The 17,373-nt window shown below is 56.7% G+C and carries 11 protein-coding genes; 6 read left to right on the top strand and 5 right to left on the bottom strand.

Going from position 1 to position 17,373, the window contains the following annotated elements:
• Positions 1-92: 92 nt before the first annotated feature.
• A complete protein-coding gene (locus DJ81_RS18930; RefSeq protein WP_141212606.1) occupies positions 93-806 on the bottom strand; it encodes a hypothetical protein in 714 nt (237 codons plus the stop codon).
• Between the two features lie 2,769 nt (positions 807-3,575).
• Here DJ81_RS18930 and DJ81_RS16860 point away from each other — a divergent pair.
• Together DJ81_RS16860 and DJ81_RS16850 are read left to right on the top strand one after the other, a co-directional pair.
• A complete protein-coding gene (locus DJ81_RS16860) occupies positions 3,576-4,031 on the top strand; it encodes an HNH endonuclease (protein ID WP_094590717.1) in 456 nt (151 codons plus the stop codon).
• Positions 4,032-4,838: 807 nt separating this feature from the next.
• On the top strand, positions 4,839-5,174 hold the full coding sequence (locus DJ81_RS16850) for a GNAT family N-acetyltransferase (RefSeq protein ID WP_094590713.1): 336 nt from the start codon (positions 4,839-4,841) through the stop codon (positions 5,172-5,174).
• Positions 5,175-5,430: 256 nt separating this feature from the next.
• Here DJ81_RS16850 and DJ81_RS18925 read toward each other — a convergent pair whose 3' ends face one another.
• The 4 genes from DJ81_RS18925 to DJ81_RS16835 form a co-directional block, all read right to left on the bottom strand.
• Positions 5,431-5,817 (bottom strand): hypothetical protein, encoded by a 387-nt coding sequence (locus DJ81_RS18925; protein WP_141212605.1) that lies wholly within the window; start codon positions 5,815-5,817, stop codon positions 5,431-5,433.
• Positions 5,818-5,883: 66 nt separating this feature from the next.
• On the bottom strand, positions 5,884-9,768 hold the full coding sequence (locus DJ81_RS16845; RefSeq protein ID WP_094590711.1) for an Eco57I restriction-modification methylase domain-containing protein: 3,885 nt from the start codon (positions 9,766-9,768) through the stop codon (positions 5,884-5,886).
• 89 nt (positions 9,769-9,857) lie between these two features.
• On the bottom strand, positions 9,858-10,013 hold the full coding sequence (locus DJ81_RS16840; protein ID WP_212589852.1) for a hypothetical protein: 156 nt from the start codon (positions 10,011-10,013) through the stop codon (positions 9,858-9,860).
• Between the two features lie 42 nt (positions 10,014-10,055).
• Positions 10,056-11,048: a tyrosine-type recombinase/integrase gene (locus DJ81_RS16835; RefSeq protein WP_170938355.1), complete on the bottom strand. Its 993-nt coding sequence runs from the start codon at positions 11,046-11,048 to the stop codon at positions 10,056-10,058.
• A gap of 563 nt (positions 11,049-11,611) precedes the next feature.
• Here DJ81_RS16835 and DJ81_RS16830 point away from each other — a divergent pair.
• The 4 genes from DJ81_RS16830 (at position 11,612) to DJ81_RS16815 (ending at position 17,358) form a co-directional block, all read left to right on the top strand.
• Positions 11,612-13,495, top strand: coding sequence for an ATP-binding protein (locus DJ81_RS16830; protein WP_212589851.1), 1,884 nt, complete (start codon positions 11,612-11,614; stop codon positions 13,493-13,495).
• Positions 13,496-13,895: 400 nt separating this feature from the next.
• Positions 13,896-15,185, top strand: coding sequence for an MFS transporter (locus tag DJ81_RS16825; RefSeq protein WP_094590704.1), 1,290 nt, complete (start codon positions 13,896-13,898; stop codon positions 15,183-15,185).
• A gap of 170 nt (positions 15,186-15,355) precedes the next feature.
• Positions 15,356-15,784: a dCTP deaminase gene (locus DJ81_RS16820; RefSeq protein ID WP_094524672.1), complete on the top strand. Its 429-nt coding sequence runs from the start codon at positions 15,356-15,358 to the stop codon at positions 15,782-15,784.
• An 80-nt stretch (positions 15,785-15,864) separates the two neighbouring features.
• On the top strand, positions 15,865-17,358 hold the full coding sequence (locus tag DJ81_RS16815; protein WP_094590702.1) for a carotenoid oxygenase family protein: 1,494 nt from the start codon (positions 15,865-15,867) through the stop codon (positions 17,356-17,358).
• Positions 17,359-17,373 lie beyond the last annotated feature (15 nt).

Raw genomic sequence — 17,373 nt, 5'->3', positions numbered from 1 at the left:
CATACGTGATACCTCAGAAATATCGATTGCGAGTAGTAACGCATTGAGTCGCACTACTCTCTTCTGTAGGTGCCTTTGTACGTCTCTAAGGATTACTGATTACGACGCCACTCTTCGTAGTGTTCACGAGGAACTTTGTGGACAGTGCCGCGTCCAGGAGCTGCCGAACCGTGATGAACATACGCGACATGGCTCAGTTTGACTTTTACTGCAGGCTCTCCACAATGTGGACACTCGTACTCCGGCTCCTCGTCAAGATCTTCGGGGAAGATTCCATCCCATTCCGCAGCTTCCCAACAGTCACCACAGAGGTTCGAGTTGCTACCGAGAAGTACTGACCACTCTCCCGCAGAGATATTTTCGACTGGCTTCAGAGAATCTGCTGTCGATACGTTAACCCCGTAATTACACAGCGCTTCTCCGCCATCTACAATATGATCACGAGGGCTGGGATTGAGAGCAGTCCCTTTTCGATAATAGACATGGTAGCCTTCGACTGGTGGGCATACCTCATTATCTGGGATCTGGTTCTCTTTCTGCTCATCCTCTACGAACTGTTCGGGGACAATCTCTCCCCGTACTGCGAACTTCCGACACGAGGTACAGAGGTCGGAATTGGAGTTGAGAAGTGATGACCACTCTTCGTTCGAGATATCATCGAATGGCGTCAATGAACTGTCTTCGGGGACGTCAACCGAGTGAGAACAGATAGACCGGCCATCAGATACGACGTGGTTAGCACGGTCATCCTCTGTATCGCGGTAATAGACACAGTAATCAGCGGTCTGATCTAACCGGAAGAACATACCATTGATACGTGCTTCACCCAATTAATACCTATCAAATAAATTACTAAAGAATTAAAGAGGTCGTCTTAATTCATTGATTCTTACTCGCTTTCTGGCTGAACATTATATGATTCTGAATCGCAAGCGTTGCTCGCGGATAGTTTCGCATTGAGTCGGCATATCCCCTTCCGTGTTCACCGCCGAGATCTCTATTATAACACGTAACTACCAGAATTAAATAATACAAATTATTCTGATAGGTATGCGGATGACACTCATATTGTGCTTCGTCCGTGGCTGGCAATTGTCTGAATACAACTTCTGCGTGAGTGAGTTCCATACAATCACCCGTAGTTACGCTCCTTTGAGTCGGAGTACTGTCGTAGGCATCTCACACAGCATACTGGGGCCGTGATAGCATTACTTAATGACACCACACCGCTGGCCCGCGCGCGGTGCGGCACAACAACAGCAGCGCCCGCACGCACACGCTACTACAGCGACAGCTACTACTACAGCAACAGCTACAACACCACTCCCTCCCCTCAATGCGTTATAATATACAATTCATACTACGGTACACTATTACACTAACAAGTTACGTCCACTACTTCCTCCCCTCAATGCGTTGTAATATACGATTCATACTACTGGACAACTAATAGTAGGACAATTACAGTCGGTACTTAATCCGACTCAATGCGTTGAAGTCTGGAATGAGGATCTAATAATAGATACTTGTAGGTAGGCCGGTCGAGATCCTGTCAAGTGTAGCTCGCAACCACGAATCTGATTGCGAGGAGTGACCTATACCTCAGAGCGATTCTCCGATGCCTGACAGGCCCGCAGTTGGATACCACCGTGGTCTGAAAGGTTATGTTCGTCACGGTGTGAAAACCGCTCCTGAGTAGTCTGAGAGCATCGGCCCGCAGACCGGCTGCCAGATATATTAAACATATCTTATATTCTGTACGTCATACCAAATAACATAAACTAAGTTGGAACATTCGTCGATCTTCTGAGCGCATTAATAAGTGGCCGCCTCTCTAAGATTTTTGGTGTGAGGTGAGAAAATTAGGGTTGCTTGAACGGCCAATTTCTGGGACTATTGAATCGTATGGAACCGAGCGCATGGGAGGTCTCTCAACAGACGGTAGTACTGCTCGGTTGGTACTATTACTTCCAGATGAAGTCAAGCGGTTTTGAATGGTAGAAATATGTTATATATTCGAATCACGGGATCAGTTCACATTAGAAATTCTGCCCATATACTGCTTCTTTGACCCTAATAGGCAGTATTAAGTATCTACGGCACGTCTATTAACTGTAGACAGTTCTTTGATAGATCTGCCACTATTGGCGGGTGGATTTTGTAGCTGTCCTGATTGTTATGTCTATATCTACTACCCCAGCCGCAGGCTCAGAATCTGATTCAAACACCGTTCCTACTGCTCCCTCAAAGTGGGTTCCTCCTGAGGAAAGACCGCCAACAGAAGCTGAGGAAGCACAAGCTCGGAAGCAGTCTCTGGAAGAGGGTAATCGAACCGAGATCGCCTACGATTCGGAGGGGAAAGTGTACGACCCTCGCCAGCTCTCATATAGGCAGAGACAGCGGTACGCAAAGCTGGATAAGCATAATCGAGACAATCACTGGAAGAATCGAGACGATATAGATGATATTGGTGGGGATTATGACCGCCAGCTCAAACTAAAAACGACACAGGGAATATCGTCCCAACTCGGGTTGTCTGAGTTCCATACGCAAGTGGTTGTAGATCGCATATTCGAAATCGATGGTCAACGCTTTGGACAACGAACCGAAGCAGTCGCCTTCTGTCTTTGTGCTGTGGTAATTAACGAGGACGCCCGAGATCGGTATGATAGCGAGAAGGTGTATCACCCAGCCCGCGGAGACGCGAACAACGATAGCCAGTATGTACGCATGGAAACCGAACTGATCGAAGCTTTCGATCCGATTACGAAGTCACGACTGCAGAGTATCTACTCGAAGCTCACCCAAGGTACTCCTCCGACAAAGCTGGATAAAGAAACCTCTCGATTTGTAGCTGATAACTCAGTCGTACAACGTAACTCGTCTTTCGCTCCCGACTATGCTCTCCCTCAGTCATCGGGAGACCAATAGCACCACACCCCCTATATAAACCCTATCACACTACTAATGATGTAGGGGTTTGGGAGAAATCATTTACAAGATTCAATCGTACGAAGGAATCCTTGGAGGCGGAGGAACTTGTCCGCTCTAATTGAAGGCTGGAATAAGCGGTGAGAACTTGCGGCGGCAGCGGGCACTCAAAGGAGTCCAATATGAAGTCAACTTAGTGGCTGACAGCGGATTAAGAACTACTTGAGGACGATTCCTGGAGTAGCGGAGAGTTATTAGAGGGTGTCAATTAGTGTGGGGAGGTTTATAACAAGAAGACCAATATCGTTTGTAGACAAAGAATCTGTGTAAAACTCAACAGAAGGAGTGGAGACTGCGCACGGAGCGATTATTTCAGTTCAATTTTGGCGTTGAGATACAGCTGGTGCTACCTCACCTCAAAGGATTGATTTTCCAGAGAGGGTGCTATAGAACACTTCACAAACCATTATTTTACAGGTTTAGTGAGGGTGTCATAGAAGTCTTCTCACACCTACACAGGAATCGCTCAGTACAGAGCGTAGAGTCAGTAGCTGTTCGGAATGAATAAATACAATCATAAATATGGCAAAAGAACATTTTGTTGATATATAAAATTACAAATATTTGGACATAAGAGGTATATTATGGCAGATACGCGACCTCCTCAGAGTCGTATCAAGAGGGTACGAGAGGAGGATAATTACACCTGTCAAAATTGCCAGAGAAGTTCATACACCGATAATGTAGAATTACATGTACACCATATTGTTCCTCTCAAGGATGGTGGTTCAAATAAAAAATCTAACCTCACTACGTTGTGTAAAGAGTGCCACAACGCGATTCATACAGGTGCTGACGCTCCTACTTCTCATTCAAAATCTTCAGACGAGAGTGAGTTTGTGAAATATTTTGCATACGCTTCAGTTTTAGTTGCAGGGAAATACCCTGTAGTACTGATGCTGGGTGTAACTGTTATAACGCTCATATTTTTTGCTGCTGGTCAAGTACTCATTCCTATTCTGTTTTTCATGTCTTCTTCTGTGTTTGTCGGGATAATACAACACGCAAAAGCGAATGGTGAAGGTGGCAAACTCAATTAGCACGCTGGCTCTGACAGTTGATTCATCGAATCGCAGATGAAATCAAACCCTTGCGAATATTTCTATCACACGCTCAGTCTTTTGCTGACCTGGTGCGATTGGCGTCTGGGATTTTATTTTCCGTGGAGTAGCACATAGTTGTCCCAAAAACCAGAATTACCCTATAACCTACCAATATTTCCCCTCCAAGGTTAGCTGTTTCCCAGCCAAATTATAAGATACCCGAACAGTTATACAGCTATCATGTGTTGTTTGTGAGCGGATGGCACCCCAGACACAGACGATAACTGTTGACCGCGTCAGCAACAGCGGCAACGCCATCGCTCACCAGCAGCACGCTGGTAAGACCGTCCTCGTTCCTGCCGGAGAGGTCGGTGTAGAATACGACGTGCGGTTGGTCGATCAGGGATCTCACTTCGAGGCCCAACTTGTCGACCGTACTGAGCAGACTCAACCCTCGCAACCGAGCATTAGTCCCGACACGAGTAACCTCGGGAAGGGACGCGGGAAAGACTCTCACTCTCATACGATCCAGTCGTCGCCAGCTGGTGGGCGACTGCGTGGGATTCCTGGTGGGTCTGGGAAGAAGCAGCGTCGACGTATGTCTCAACGGAAGAAGTAGAGACTGCGAGCGGTGCGATTATTTTTTAGTTCATTTCTGACGCCGAGCTACAGCTGAAACTACATCGCCTCAAAGGATTGATTCTCCGGAGAGGTTCCTCCCAAATCGGCTGTCCAAAGACAAAGATCGGTCTTTAATTCTTTATATCAATAATTTTATATTACTGTGGATACTACTATCTGGTAATGATGGAACCAGACGATCCACGGCTGGACAACGTCGACCAGAGCGATGTGATCCTCACAGATGATATGATTGGATACAACATATTGATCGGGGGAGATCACCTCGGAGCAATAGAGGGGATGCCGGGTCAGATAGAGCATCTTGTCGTTGAACCACAGTACCAAAATAATGGAGTGGCACGAGCTGCCCTCAATGCGTTCATTCGTCGAAGTCGATTAGAGGGAGCCTCTGAGGTCACGACGAACAACGTGATCCATTCTGCGATGGAACACATCCTTGAGACGGAAGGATTCGAGAAACGAACCGACGAGATCGGATGGGTGAAAGAGATCTGAGAGCGTACCGCAATCAACGCATCAGAATAGGTCTACGGATTCTGGATCGGTAACACGCGAATCGGAATTAGCTGATACTTCTGAAGCGGGAGTGTAGTCGTCATCGAACTGGCTGGGAGCCTCGTCATTCTGCGCGATGATCCTCTCGACGGTACGGACCATCGAGTCGATCTTGGAGGTCGATTGACTGTCCATCTGCCAAGTCTTTCGAATGTGGTGGCCTCAAAGTACCGAAACTCGATCCCACCCTCTGCTGCTACTCGAAATCTTCCCGGGTCACCGACTCACCTGCGGTAAAATCTTTCCATGCCTCGGGGTTCTGGTAACCCATCATGTCAGTCATACTGACTCCGATACCCCCAACACCGAAGGCAAAAATCGGGATTGATTGTAAGTACGCTCCAAGGAGTGCGATACACGGAAATATGAGAACGCCCCCAGCAGTTGCCTTGACCTGTCGGTTACTCATCTCGTGTGGTGTTCGAAAATCCACCTGAGTCGGAATCCCAAACCAATATCGAGAGAAGAACGTATTTCCTCCGAATATACGCCCGAATAGAAAATGGACCAACTCATGAGCAAACAGACCGGCACCAGACAATCCAAGTATGACAGCCACGTCCTGAATGAGTCCGATATTCATTGGGCACTTTCTATAACGAACTCTTCTATCTAATACCCGGAGGGTGTTTGGGGGGTAGACCTGTTGTTAAAACACTTCCAGATAATCCTCGATAACCTCTCTCTCGTCCACAGTCAGATCAAACAGGTCGTACACAGTCTCGTCGATTTCCGCTTCCAGCTCTTCGATACTTGTCTCTTCGACAGTTTGCCGATCTGTCTCCAGCGCCTCAATGAGTTCTTCCACACCGTCGCGAGAACGTGGGATAGGAATCGTCTGTTCTTCTCCCTTCTTCATGTTCCGACCATCTACAGCGGTGTGGACATACTGCGCTCGAAGCTTCCGCTCCTCACGGTCACCTCGATCCATGAGCGGATCGGTAATCTCGTCGGAGCGACCAGCGGTAACAGCAAAACACCCCTCTGTTCCTTTCTCCTGAATGTCTGCGTTCACCGGATAGCGTCGTGTCTGCCACTCGTAGTCGATGTACCCGAGGTTACCGTCGAAATCTCCGAGATAGGCTTCGGGGAAGCGGTCAGTCCTACTCTCTAAGTCGATGCTATCGGTAATCTCTCCGGCCCGCCCCCGAAGGGTGTTGAACTCCCTATTCGGTTCCGAAGTTATACACGGAAGCTTTTCGACGTACTGCGAACGGTACTCGTAGTAACCACCAGCTTTGACTGTCGTGATGTGTTTGAAGTAGAAGTCGAGAGCCTTCGAGTTCAATTGGCAAGCGATCTCCTGTGTCTTCTCTCGGAAATCCTCAGTTAGGAGAACACCATAGGCGGTTGTGAAGTACCAAGTCCCTGGCTCGTCTATCATAAAGGTTGCATCTTCCGAAATGTGTGCTTGGACTATCTTTGGATTCTCGAACTTGCCGAGGTTCTTTGGGTAGATGTAGCCGTACCAGTCATCACGTCCCTCCATCCGTCCACCCTCCCGAGCTTCAAGCGCCTCTTGATGGTCCGTGAAGAAGTTCCATGTCTTTGGAAGGTTCTCCTGTAGATAATCCTGCGAGTAGAGTCCCGCATCGAGATCTCCGTTGTCGTCTTTCTCGGCAAAGTAGGGGTGAACAACGTGTAGACCTGACCAATCTCCCCGCCAGCGTTTCACTTCGTCCCCTTGCAGGAATGGTCGAAGAAGGTCTGTCTCAATCTCGTACTGCTTCGACTCACCAGTAGGAACGACGGTTACAACGTCGCCAGTATCGTCTGACTCTATCCGGTCAGCATCCAGAACGTCAACGATGTAGATCTTGTTTGCGCTCGTCCGTATCCCCTGAAACACGGCGTCAGTAACCGACTCAATGCGGTCGTCAGCTTCGTTTTCGAGCTTCCGGAAAACCTCCAACTCCTCCGGGGGCATCATCGACCAGTATCCATCGCCAAGTTCCCCTTGGGGGAAGTCGAACACGTCGATGAACTCGTCCGAGTACCCCGGATCTCCGCGGTGGTCGCGCACAGCGGCGACGATCTCCTCGTCTAATGCCCTCCCTGTGTCCTCATCGACGTTCGCCTTCACCCGGACACACCGAATCTGATTCTCCTCACGAGTGTCTTCGTCCGGTTCGTCTTCCGCAATTACGATAGCCGGATAGTTCGTCGCGTCTTTGAAAACGCCTGAATCTCGGAAGTCGTACACTTCATCGAGAGCGGTTTCTTCTCGAAGGACACGACGAAGCCCGTCCCCGTAGTCAGTCACCATGAACTGGTTTGGGGTGATATATCCGAGCTTTCCCGTTCCTTCTTCGAGCCAGTCAATTCCCCGCTCATAGAACGGACAGTAGAGATCGTAGTTCCCTGTGGTGGAGTCGTACAGTTCGTCGAGGATCGCTTTCTGCTGATCGGGAAGGTTCTGAATACGGACGTAGGGAGGATTGCCGACGACGTACTGGTACTCCATGTAGTTCTTCACGACGAGCGCGAGAACGCTGTCCTCGAACATCTTGAACAACCGACCGTCACCGTGATCCTCTCGGAGGTAGCGAACCGTCGCAAGAATGTCGTTGACGTACGGCTCAAAGAACTCCTCAACGCCCTCATACTCACGAGTCGTGTAACGATGGATTCCCTCTTCGAGGCCACCACCGTACTCCCACCAACTCTCCTGCATGTGGAATTTCACCACGTCGAGGACACCCTGTAGGGCCGCGTAATACTCCCCAAAGTTCCGAACACCGGCGTTCACTTTGGCCGTATCGTATTTTGGCATCCGCACTCGCTGGACGAGAAAACCGTCCTCAAGTTCGGAGTCAGCTACCTCATCCTCATCGACCTCAATGGGTAGGGGCACGGGGATCTTCACGTCCTGACTGTCCTCCGTGATCGAGTCAAGCGTCATCTGAGTCTGCCCGTCGTCGCCGAGATCGATCCCCGTCAGCTCACGCTCGTTCCGCAGGGAGTCAGTTCGGAAGATCGGAAGCCGTCGAATGGTGAAGTTCTCAGTCTCTTGCTTCGCCTCCCGATACTCGGGAAGGATAGCGACCATGAAGCGAATCTGCGCCATCAACACCGCGAACGGGTGAATGTCGAGTCCGACGATGTGTGGCGTCGTACACAGTTCGGTGAGATGTTCCGACCAATCAGGGTCGTCGTTGTACCGGCGTACGTCGTCGAGGTAGCGATTGACTGCTTCGACGAGGAACGTCCCGGAACCGCACGACGGATCAATAAGACGCTCCTCTGAGACGCCGACATTGTAGTCCACGCCGTCCATGATATAGTCGATGACTGGCTGTGGAGTGTAGAACTCCCCAAGCGCTTTCCGGGTCTCGGGGTCGAAGTACCGCTGATAGAGATCGCCGAGCGGGTCGCCTTCGATCTCCGCGAAGTCGAACTTGAGGACCGCGAAAGAGACGTGAGCGATAGCGCGACTGAAACGCTCACGGGTTGCTGGACTTACCCTGCTTACCTCGCTCCCTTCCTTAGCCACGTCACGGAAGCGGTTATACGGGTTCTCGTGTTGACTCGCAGTTTGTTCGCCGTAGCCGTCCGTCCACCAGATGAAAATGTCGTCCTCGAACAGACTCTGGACGAGCTGATTCCGCATATCCTCGATCATCCCGTTCGCCGCGACAGGATAGGCGTCAAGTTCGATGTTCCCGCTGAAACCACCGAGTTCATCGAAGTACCGACGAAGTCCCTTGTTGTTCGGGAAGAAGTCGTGATCGTCGGTGGCTTTCGCTAAGAGGAGACGTGCGAGAAGGGCATGACCGGACTCCAGACAGAACATGAAATCCCGGAGGGACTGGTCACCCTCAATGAACGGTTCCCACGAGTCGGGTGTCTCGTCTGGTTCGCTGGCGTAGCTTGCCTCCCAGAAGTCGTATGCTCCTTTCACGAACTTCGCTTCCTGTTCGTCCCTTAGTTCGACGAGCAAGTCCATCATCGCCGTCACGAGATTAGCGAAGGGACTGTCCTCCTCCAAGCGGAACGTCTCGAAGAAGTGTTCCTGTCCAAGCTGGCCGTCGAGTTCCACTTCGTCGAGGCCGTCGAGGAACGCTGTAACGCTCTCGGGGTCAGTAATGTCCCATTCCGGTTTTCGGAGTGCTGCTTCGAGATCGGCGGCATCACTCTCTGTTGCGTCTTCGAGAGAGATGGTTAGAAGCCGCGAGTGTTCCTCCCGCCGATAGATTCGGAGTTCGTCTCCGTTAGTGAGAACACCGTAGTCAGCTTTGAGTTCGTCTACGTAGTGGAACAGTTGATCTTCGTGGGGACCGAGTTCACGACCACTCGTTTTGAACTCGTAGACTGCCGTGACTGACTCATTACTGTCGAGAGTGACGTAATCCGGACGACGGTTGTCAGGCAGTGTCCACTCGCTTCGGAGATCGTGTCCGGCTCCCTCGTATCCAAGGAGGGTGTAGAAGTCTTCATTGAGGAAGGTGTTCTCCACGTCCTTCTCGCTCATGTCCTCGTTCAGACGAGAGGAAATTCCATGGAGGGCGTCGAGAATCCCCGAGCTATCAGGCATATCACAGCCGACACATTCGGTAGTGAAAAGTGTTCACGACGCGATGCGAGGAGGAATCTTTCAGGACCGTTCGCAAGATACAGAGATCGTTAGTTTTGCTGTTCTTTCTTCCGTTGTAACTCCTCCTCAATGCGTTCTAACACAGAGGAGGCATGACTTCGATCCTCAGAGTCTCGGTCCTTTGAGTCGACTATCTTCTCCATTTCATGCTCAAGGAAGACAAGCTGACGGAGAGTGAGATCCATATAAAGAATAGGGATCGTGGATTTATAAAAGTCGGTGAAGTACTATTCCATATCGAACATCTCTCGGCGAAGATCTCGCTTCTCGGATTCTGTCCGGGCGTCGTAGTGTTTGTCCAGCGTCGGGATGCTAACGTTCATCCGGTCGCTGATTAGCTCCTTCCGGTGGCCTTCATTGAGCCAATGGGTGATAGCTCCACGTCGGATAGCGTGAGGCTTGTGAGAGCCGGGACATTGCGCCGCCTTGTTATACTCCTGCACGGCGACACACTCGGACTGTTCTCGATCGTGAGGACACTCTCCGGTGTAGTGACACGGACGGGTGAGACGTCGAATGTGTGTCCGGAGATTAGACAACGCCATACGACCATGCTTTGAGGTGAAGAGTGGGGTCCGACCGTGATCGTCTTCCACCTCGATATGGTTCATCCGTAGATAATCGTCGAGGATTTCGCACGTCCAATCGTGGAGATTTACTTCTCGTTCGGCAGGCTCCTTGTTTTTCTGTGGAGTACCTTCGTCGGGATCGTGAGACACCTCAATGTATTTCTCTTCGGGATAGTAGTCGTCAATATCTAACGACCGAGCGTTTCCGAGACGCATACCAGTATCCCACAGAACGGCAAAGAGAGCATGGCGAGCTGTCGCGTATTCGAAGTCGTCTAAGTATTCGAGAATCTGGTTCGCAGTCTCCGGTTCAATCTTCTCGGAGCGAACCTTCTCGTCGGGGTCATTGAGGACCATGTTCTCCACGACCCACGACTCAATGAGTCCCATCGAGTTGGACCACTTGAGGAAGCTACGGAGTGAGCAGAGGTCGTTGTAGAGGGTCATTTCATTGACGCCGCCTTCCTCTCGGCGGTGCTTCTTGAAGTCGGAGATGTGGAAGCCGTCTATATCGCAGAGATTGTCGAGGTCGGTTTCCTCGCAGAAGTCGAGGAATAGCCCGAGGGACGAGGCGTTGTTGTAGTAGGTCGACTCAGCCCATTCGGGTTTCTTGTCGGTCAGGTAGCGTTCGATCGCGCGTTCCGGAGCCATCTGAGTTCGGGATTCGGACATGGTTGAATCGAACCCCGCGATGGTGGCTTGGGAGAGTATGAGTAGCCGAGTTCACACTCCTGCGGTGCTGCGCCGGAGCGCGTGTGGATTCGCGCGACGGCGGGCAGGTCGGCGGTTCGAATCCGCCCCAACCCATGCACTTTCCTGCGACTCCTCAAGTAGACCACATTTCTCACGTCAGGCGATTTCGGGGTGGATCTCCTTTCACTCACATTCGGCCGAGGCGTCCCGGTCTGTCACGCGCAGTGGTTACGATAACGTAGAAATGTGACCAACTGAGTGGCAATAGATCCTTCGAGGATGTCCGCTGAATGCCAGGTTCCAATTGAACTGCCTAAGCTTATATCAACTACAACGGGGGACTCAAATTCATTCAGGCGATAAGAGGATGTCTGCTCGCTCCGGTCACCAGAACCACTTTACGTGTGACGGATTATATCCGGTGCATGTCGTCGTCGGGCCCTCCGAGAGACGTCTACGCTGAGACGCTCGCTGTCTTTGACAAGCGCGATGATCCCACTGAACCCCTCACGACGCCGGAGGTGGCAGACTCCCTCGATGCGGACCGGCGAGCCGTCCATGACCGCCTCGAACAACTGGTCAGCCAGGGCGACCTGGGGGCGAAAGTCGTCGGTACCAATACTCAGGTTTGGTGGCGACCGCACTCTGACGGCGCGTCGGGGGTCGGTATCTCGGAAGCGACCGTCCGTCAGCTGTTCGAGAACGTCCCCGACCCTTACCTGATCGTGGAACCGGACGAATACGAGATCGTCGCCGTCAGCGACGCGTACTTGGAGGCGACCATGACCGAACGAGAGGCGATCCTCGGCCAGACGCTGTTCGAGACATTCCCCGCCGACCCCGACGACCCGAGCCCGGAAGGCGTCCCTCGGCTGCAGCGGTCGCTCAACAGGGTCACCGAGCAGCACGTGGAAGACGTCATGCCGGTGACGCACTATCCGGTTCCGGCTCAAGACGCCGCCGATGACAAGTTCGAAGACCGCTGGTGGAGTCCGGTCAACACGCCGCTGTTCGATTCAAACGACGCCCTCTCGTACATCATCCACCACGTCCAGGACGTCACGCCGCTCGTCGACGCGTTCTTGCGGGAGGATGAAATCGACCTGAGCGACGAACTCGACATCGACGCATCCCACCTCACGGCGGACATGCTCCTCCAGACTCGGAGACTCTACGAAGCGAGAGAGGAGGCGTACGAGCGGGAACGACAGCAACAGGCGGTCGCCGACCTCGGGCAGTTCGCCCTCGAGGTCGACGACCTCGACGCCCTTCTCGACGCGGCCGCCCGCAGGCTCTCCGACGCGCTCGACGCCGAGTACTGCGGCGTCTTCGACCTCCACGAGGGCTCTGAAACGCTCTTGATCCGGCAGGGGGTCGGCTGGGACGAGGACGTCGTTGGGGACGTGACGGTGTCGGCCGCTGACGCGGAGTCGCAGGCCGCGTACACCCTAGAGAACGAACATCCCATCGTCGTCGAAGACTTGCCGACCGAACCGCGGTTCAGCGGGCCGGAGTTGCCGACGGACCGCGACGTTCGGAGCTGTATCAGTACGGTCATCGGCTCACCCGATGATCCGTGGGGCATCCTCGGCGTGTACGACTCCGAGACGCAGGCGTTCAGCGAGGACGACGTCTCCTTCGTGGTCAGTGTGGCGAACGTCCTCGCGGAGGCGATCGAGCGAAAACAGTACGAGTCGGAGCTCGAACGGTCGAACGAGCGCCTCGAACAGTTCGCGTACGCCGCCTCACACGATCTCCGGGAACCTCTCCGGATGGTGTCGAGTTACCTCCGGCTCATCGAAGATCGCTACGGTGACGACCTGAACGACGAAGCTCGGGAGTTCCTCGACTCCGCCGTGGGCGGGGCCGAACGGATGCGGGATACGATCGAGGGGCTGCTGCAGTACTCCCGCGTGGAGACGGAGGGAGAGCCGCTGTGTCCGGTTAACCTCGACGACGTGGTCGCGGACGTCTTGCGGGACCTCGAAGTCCAGATCGGCGAGTGCGACGCCGATGTCGAGGTCGGGGAGCTCCCCCGAGTGATGGGGGACGCGAGCCAACTCCGACAGGTCTTCCAGAACTTGCTGTCGAACGGGCTGCGGTACAGCGGAGACCGGCCGCCGCGAGTACGCATCTCGGCCGAGCGGGACGGTCGGGAGTGGGCGGTGTCGGTCGAGGACGAGGGGATCGGAATCGATCCGACGGACCAAGACCGGGTGTTCGAAGTGTTCCAACGGGTAGAACCGCGCGACGACTACGACGGGTCGGGCATCGGGTTGGCGATGTGTAGACGCATCGTCGAACGCCACGGGGGCGAGATCTGGGTGGACTCCGAACCCGGTGAGGGCGCGACGTTCTCCTTCACTCTCCCCGGGGTCTCGGGGTCGGAGTGTCGACTCTCGTGACACCCCGCGAGAGGCGATTCCCAGAACGCCACACCACCGAGAGGCGAGGAGTGCGGCGTCCGTACGGCCGACACCTCGATCGGCGCGTGAAGTCGGCGTCGCGGTTCCGAGCCCGCGTTCCGCTCGGGGTTCGCTGATCGGGCCGACGCTCCGGTGGCGGATCGAGGCCTCGCGTGTCAGACGCGGTAGACGTGGCATGAGAGTTATGGGTGGGTCGGCGTGTGCCGCGATGATAGCTACTGGGATGTGGACTATTGAGCGGTATGTGCCTGAGAATCGCGCCGAGGCGGGTTGTCAAACGGCGTGACGGGTACTCAAACCCGGTCGCTCGAATCCAGCAGCCCCCGCCGGGTCTGCCGGCCTTTTATACCCGTACCCGCTACATCGTCCACCGCGACTCATGGCCCTCGGAGATTCGGTGCGGCTCCTGCGCGACGCGGAGTTCGGGTCGCTGGCCGGCACCGCCTTCGCGCGCAGTCAGGCGTACTCGACGATCCTGATCGCGCTGGCACTGTACGCGGACCTGTTCGGGACCACCGGGTTCGTCGAGGGCCTGTTCGGCACCGCCTTCGCGGTCGTCCAACTGATCGTCGTGCTCCCCCTCGGGCGCGCGGTCGACACGGGGAACGCGAAGCGGTACCTGCTCGCCGGCTTCCTGATAAACGTCGCCGTCTTCGTGGGGTTCGCCTTCGTGGGCAACCCGGTCCACGTCGTCTTAGTCCGGATGGTGCAGGGGCTCGGGGCGAGCCTGCTCTGGATCACGGGTGCGACGGTCATCGGCGAGATCAGCCCCGACGACGACCAGGGGCTCTGGCTCGGCTCGTACAACCAGTTCGCTTCCGTCTCCTCGCTCGCGGGCGACCTCCTCGGCGGCTACCTCCTGTACGCCTACGGGTTCACCGAGGCGTACGCGGTCCTCTCGCTCATCACGCTCGGCGCGTTCCTGCTGGTGTGGCGCTTCCTCCGCGACGATCCCGGCGGTCAGAAGAGCCCGGAGGAGTCGGGCGGGGTCGAGACGTTCCGGTCGCTGCTCGCGCTCCCGATGCTCCGGTCGCTGGTCGTCTTCCGGTTCACGTTCAGCGTCGGCAAGATGGCCGTGATCATCTTCCTCCCGATATACGCGCGGACCTCGTTCGGCATCTCGGCGTTCGCCATCGGCTGGATCATGGCCGGCGGGAAGGCGACGAAGGCGGTCACGCAGGGGTTCGTCGGCGGGCTCACCGACGAGTACGGCCGCCGCCACGGGTTCGTCGCGCTCGGCGCGCTCCTGTACGGCGTCGGCACCGCGGCCATCCCGCTGGCGGCGTACTTCGACGGGACGGTCGCGCCGGTGACGGTGTCGTACCTCGGCGACTCACAGACGCTCGGCGGCGCATTCTTCGCGCTGTTCGGCGCGTACTCGCTGCTCGGGATCGCCGACTCGATCCGGCTGCCCGCGAGCATGTCTCTGTTCGTCGACGAGGGCGAGCGTCGCGAGTCGGTCGCGAGCGCCATGTCGCTGCGCTCCATCTCTTGGAAGGTGGGACAGGTCGTCGGTCCGGTCATCGTCGGGACGACGATGGACTTCACCACGACGGAGACCGGATTCCTGCTCGCGGCCGGGTTCATCTGCTTCGCCACGGCGCTGTTCGTCCTCCAGTCGCGCCGCGCCGCGGCGACCGGGGTTCCGACGGGTCGGACCGCCGACTGACCGACGCGGCCGCGGCGTCGGCCGCGTGGCCCGCGCACGTCCCCTGGCCCACGCACGTCCCGTGGCCCGCGCACGTCCCCTGGCCCACGCACGTCCCGTGGCCCACGCACGTCCCGTGGCCCGTGTACGCCGCGTGATTTTACGTCGCTTCGGCGGCAAGGGGCCAACCGATGTCGCCGTACGCGACCCACATCGACGGACTCGTGCACGAACCGACGCAGACCGAGGGCGACGGCGTCGACCTGACCGTCGCCGAGGTCTACGAGATAACCGGGCCGGGACGCGTCGACTTCGGCGGGGGCGAGCTCGAGGCCGCGAGCGCCGAGCCGCACGAGCGAGAGAAGCGCGACCCCGAAGACGAGTACGAGTGGTGGTCGCTCGACCCGGGCACGTACCTTATCGAGCATAACGAGTCGATCGCCGGGAACGACCTTCGGTTCGCGGTCCAGACGCGGGACGCGCTGCTGGAGCGGGGCGCCTTCCACCCGACGCTCCGCGTCACGGAACTCCCGCGGGTCCCGCTATCGGTCGGCGGCGCCGGGATCCGGATCAAGGAGAACGCCCGCGTCTCGACCGTCCTCGACGCCGACCCGGCGTGAGCCGTCCGCGCCGGGATTGGCGGCTCGGTTCGCCTCGCGCCGCCGTCAGACCTTAGCCCGCCGCGCCCCCGGGATCGGTCATGGACTCGCACGCCGGGTTCCACTCGCTCCGCGAGGAGACCGACGCGTCGGTTCCGGTGCGCGGCGACCTGCCCAAGTGGCTCCGGGGGAGCCTGATCCGGAACGGCCCCGGGGCGTTCTCCTTCCCGGGCGGGAGCGAGGTGGACCACTGGTTCGACGGGCTGGCGATGCTGTACCGATTCACCTTCGACCCGGGCGACGACGCCGGTTCGGTCGCCGGGGGCGACGGCGGCGCCGTCCACTACCGCAACCGCTTCCTCCGGACCGACGCGTACGAGGCGGCGACGAGCGGCGAGTTCGAGGGCGGATTCGCCACGGGCGAGACGACCCTCCGCTCGCGGCTGGCGACGTTTCTCACGGAGCCGTACGACAACACGAACATCATCGCCGAGCGCGTCGGCGACGCGTACGTCGCGCTGACCGAGTCGCCGAGGGGGGTCGGGTTCGATCCGGACACGCTCGAAACGACGGGTGCCGTCGACCGCGACGGCGACGCGCCGAGCGGACAGCTCTCGTGCGCCCACTTCAAGCGCGACCCGGCGACCGGCGCGCTCGTCACCGTCGACACCGAGTTCGGTCGGACCAGCCGGTACCACGTCACCGCGTGGACCGCCGACGGCGATCGGCGCCACGTCGGGAGCGTCGAGACCGACCGTCCGGCGTACATGCACAGCTTCGCGCTCACGCCACGGTACGTCGTGTTGACGGAGTTCCCGCTTCGGCTCGACCCGCGCCGGTTCCTGAAGCCCGGCCGACAGCCGCCGTTCATCGAGCAGTTCGAGTGGGAACCCGAGCGCGGGACGCGGATCGTCGTGCTCGACCGGACGACGGGGGCGGTCGTCGCGGAGCCGACCGCGGACCCGCTCTTCGGCTTCCACCACGTCAACGCCTTCGAGCGGGAGGGCGGGGCCGAGGTCGTCTTCGACCTGGAGACGGTCCCGGACGCGGCCGCCATCGACTCGTTATACCTGGAGAACGTCCGCGCCGGCGAGATGGACGCCATCGCGGGTCGGATCGAGCGGTTCACCGTCGACCTCGGGTCCGACACCCGTACGGGGAGGTACGGCGGCGGTTCCGACGCCGACGTGGCTCGCGAGACCCTCTCCGCCGAGGGGAGCGCGCTGCCGACGTGTTCGCCCGCGCGGTGGTGTCGAGAGCATCGGTACGTCTACGCGATGGGCATGGACGCCCCGGTCACCGAGTGGGCGCGCCGGGTCCTGAAGCTGGACGCCGAGACGGGAACCGTCCGGACCTTCGACTCGGGCGGCGACTACTTCGGCGAGCCGATATTCGTGCCGGCCCCCGACGGAGAGAGCGAGGACGACGGGGTCGTGCTCACGGTGGCGCTCGACGTCGACGCCGACCGGTCGCGTCTGCTCGTCCTCGACGGCAAGACGCTCGCGGAGCGCGCCCGGGCGACGCTGCCGCACGCGGTCCCCTTCGACTTCCACGGTCGGTACTTCCCGGAACTCCGGGCGGCCCACGGCGATTGACATCCTCCCGCGCCT

This window comes from Halorubrum sp. Hd13 (genome assembly GCF_002252755.1).
Lineage (GTDB): Archaea > Halobacteriota > Halobacteria > Halobacteriales > Haloferacaceae > Halorubrum.
The sequence above is the reverse complement of the archived record's forward strand: the minus strand, read 5'-3'. Positions and strand labels throughout refer to the sequence as shown.

Bases quoted from the DNA above. Each gene is read 5' to 3' on its own strand.
- DJ81_RS16845 (WP_094590711.1), bottom strand. From the start codon at position 9,768: ATGCCTGATAGCTCGGGGATTCTCGACGCCCTCCATGGAATTTCCTCT.
- DJ81_RS16820 (WP_094524672.1), top strand. From the start codon at position 15,356: ATGTCGCCGTACGCGACCCACATCGACGGACTCGTGCACGAACCGACG.
- DJ81_RS16840 (WP_212589852.1), bottom strand. From the start codon at position 10,013: ATGGATCTCACTCTCCGTCAGCTTGTCTTCCTTGAGCATGAAATGGAG.
- DJ81_RS16860 (WP_094590717.1), top strand. From the start codon at position 3,576: ATGGCAGATACGCGACCTCCTCAGAGTCGTATCAAGAGGGTACGAGAG.
- DJ81_RS16850 (WP_094590713.1), top strand. From the start codon at position 4,839: ATGATGGAACCAGACGATCCACGGCTGGACAACGTCGACCAGAGCGAT.
- DJ81_RS18925 (WP_141212605.1), bottom strand. From the start codon at position 5,817: ATGAATATCGGACTCATTCAGGACGTGGCTGTCATACTTGGATTGTCT.
- DJ81_RS16835 (WP_170938355.1), bottom strand. From the start codon at position 11,048: ATGGCTCCGGAACGCGCGATCGAACGCTACCTGACCGACAAGAAACCC.
- DJ81_RS18930 (WP_141212606.1), bottom strand. From the start codon at position 806: ATGTTCTTCCGGTTAGATCAGACCGCTGATTACTGTGTCTATTACCGC.
- DJ81_RS16815 (WP_094590702.1), top strand. From the start codon at position 15,865: ATGGACTCGCACGCCGGGTTCCACTCGCTCCGCGAGGAGACCGACGCG.
- DJ81_RS16825 (WP_094590704.1), top strand. From the start codon at position 13,896: ATGGCCCTCGGAGATTCGGTGCGGCTCCTGCGCGACGCGGAGTTCGGG.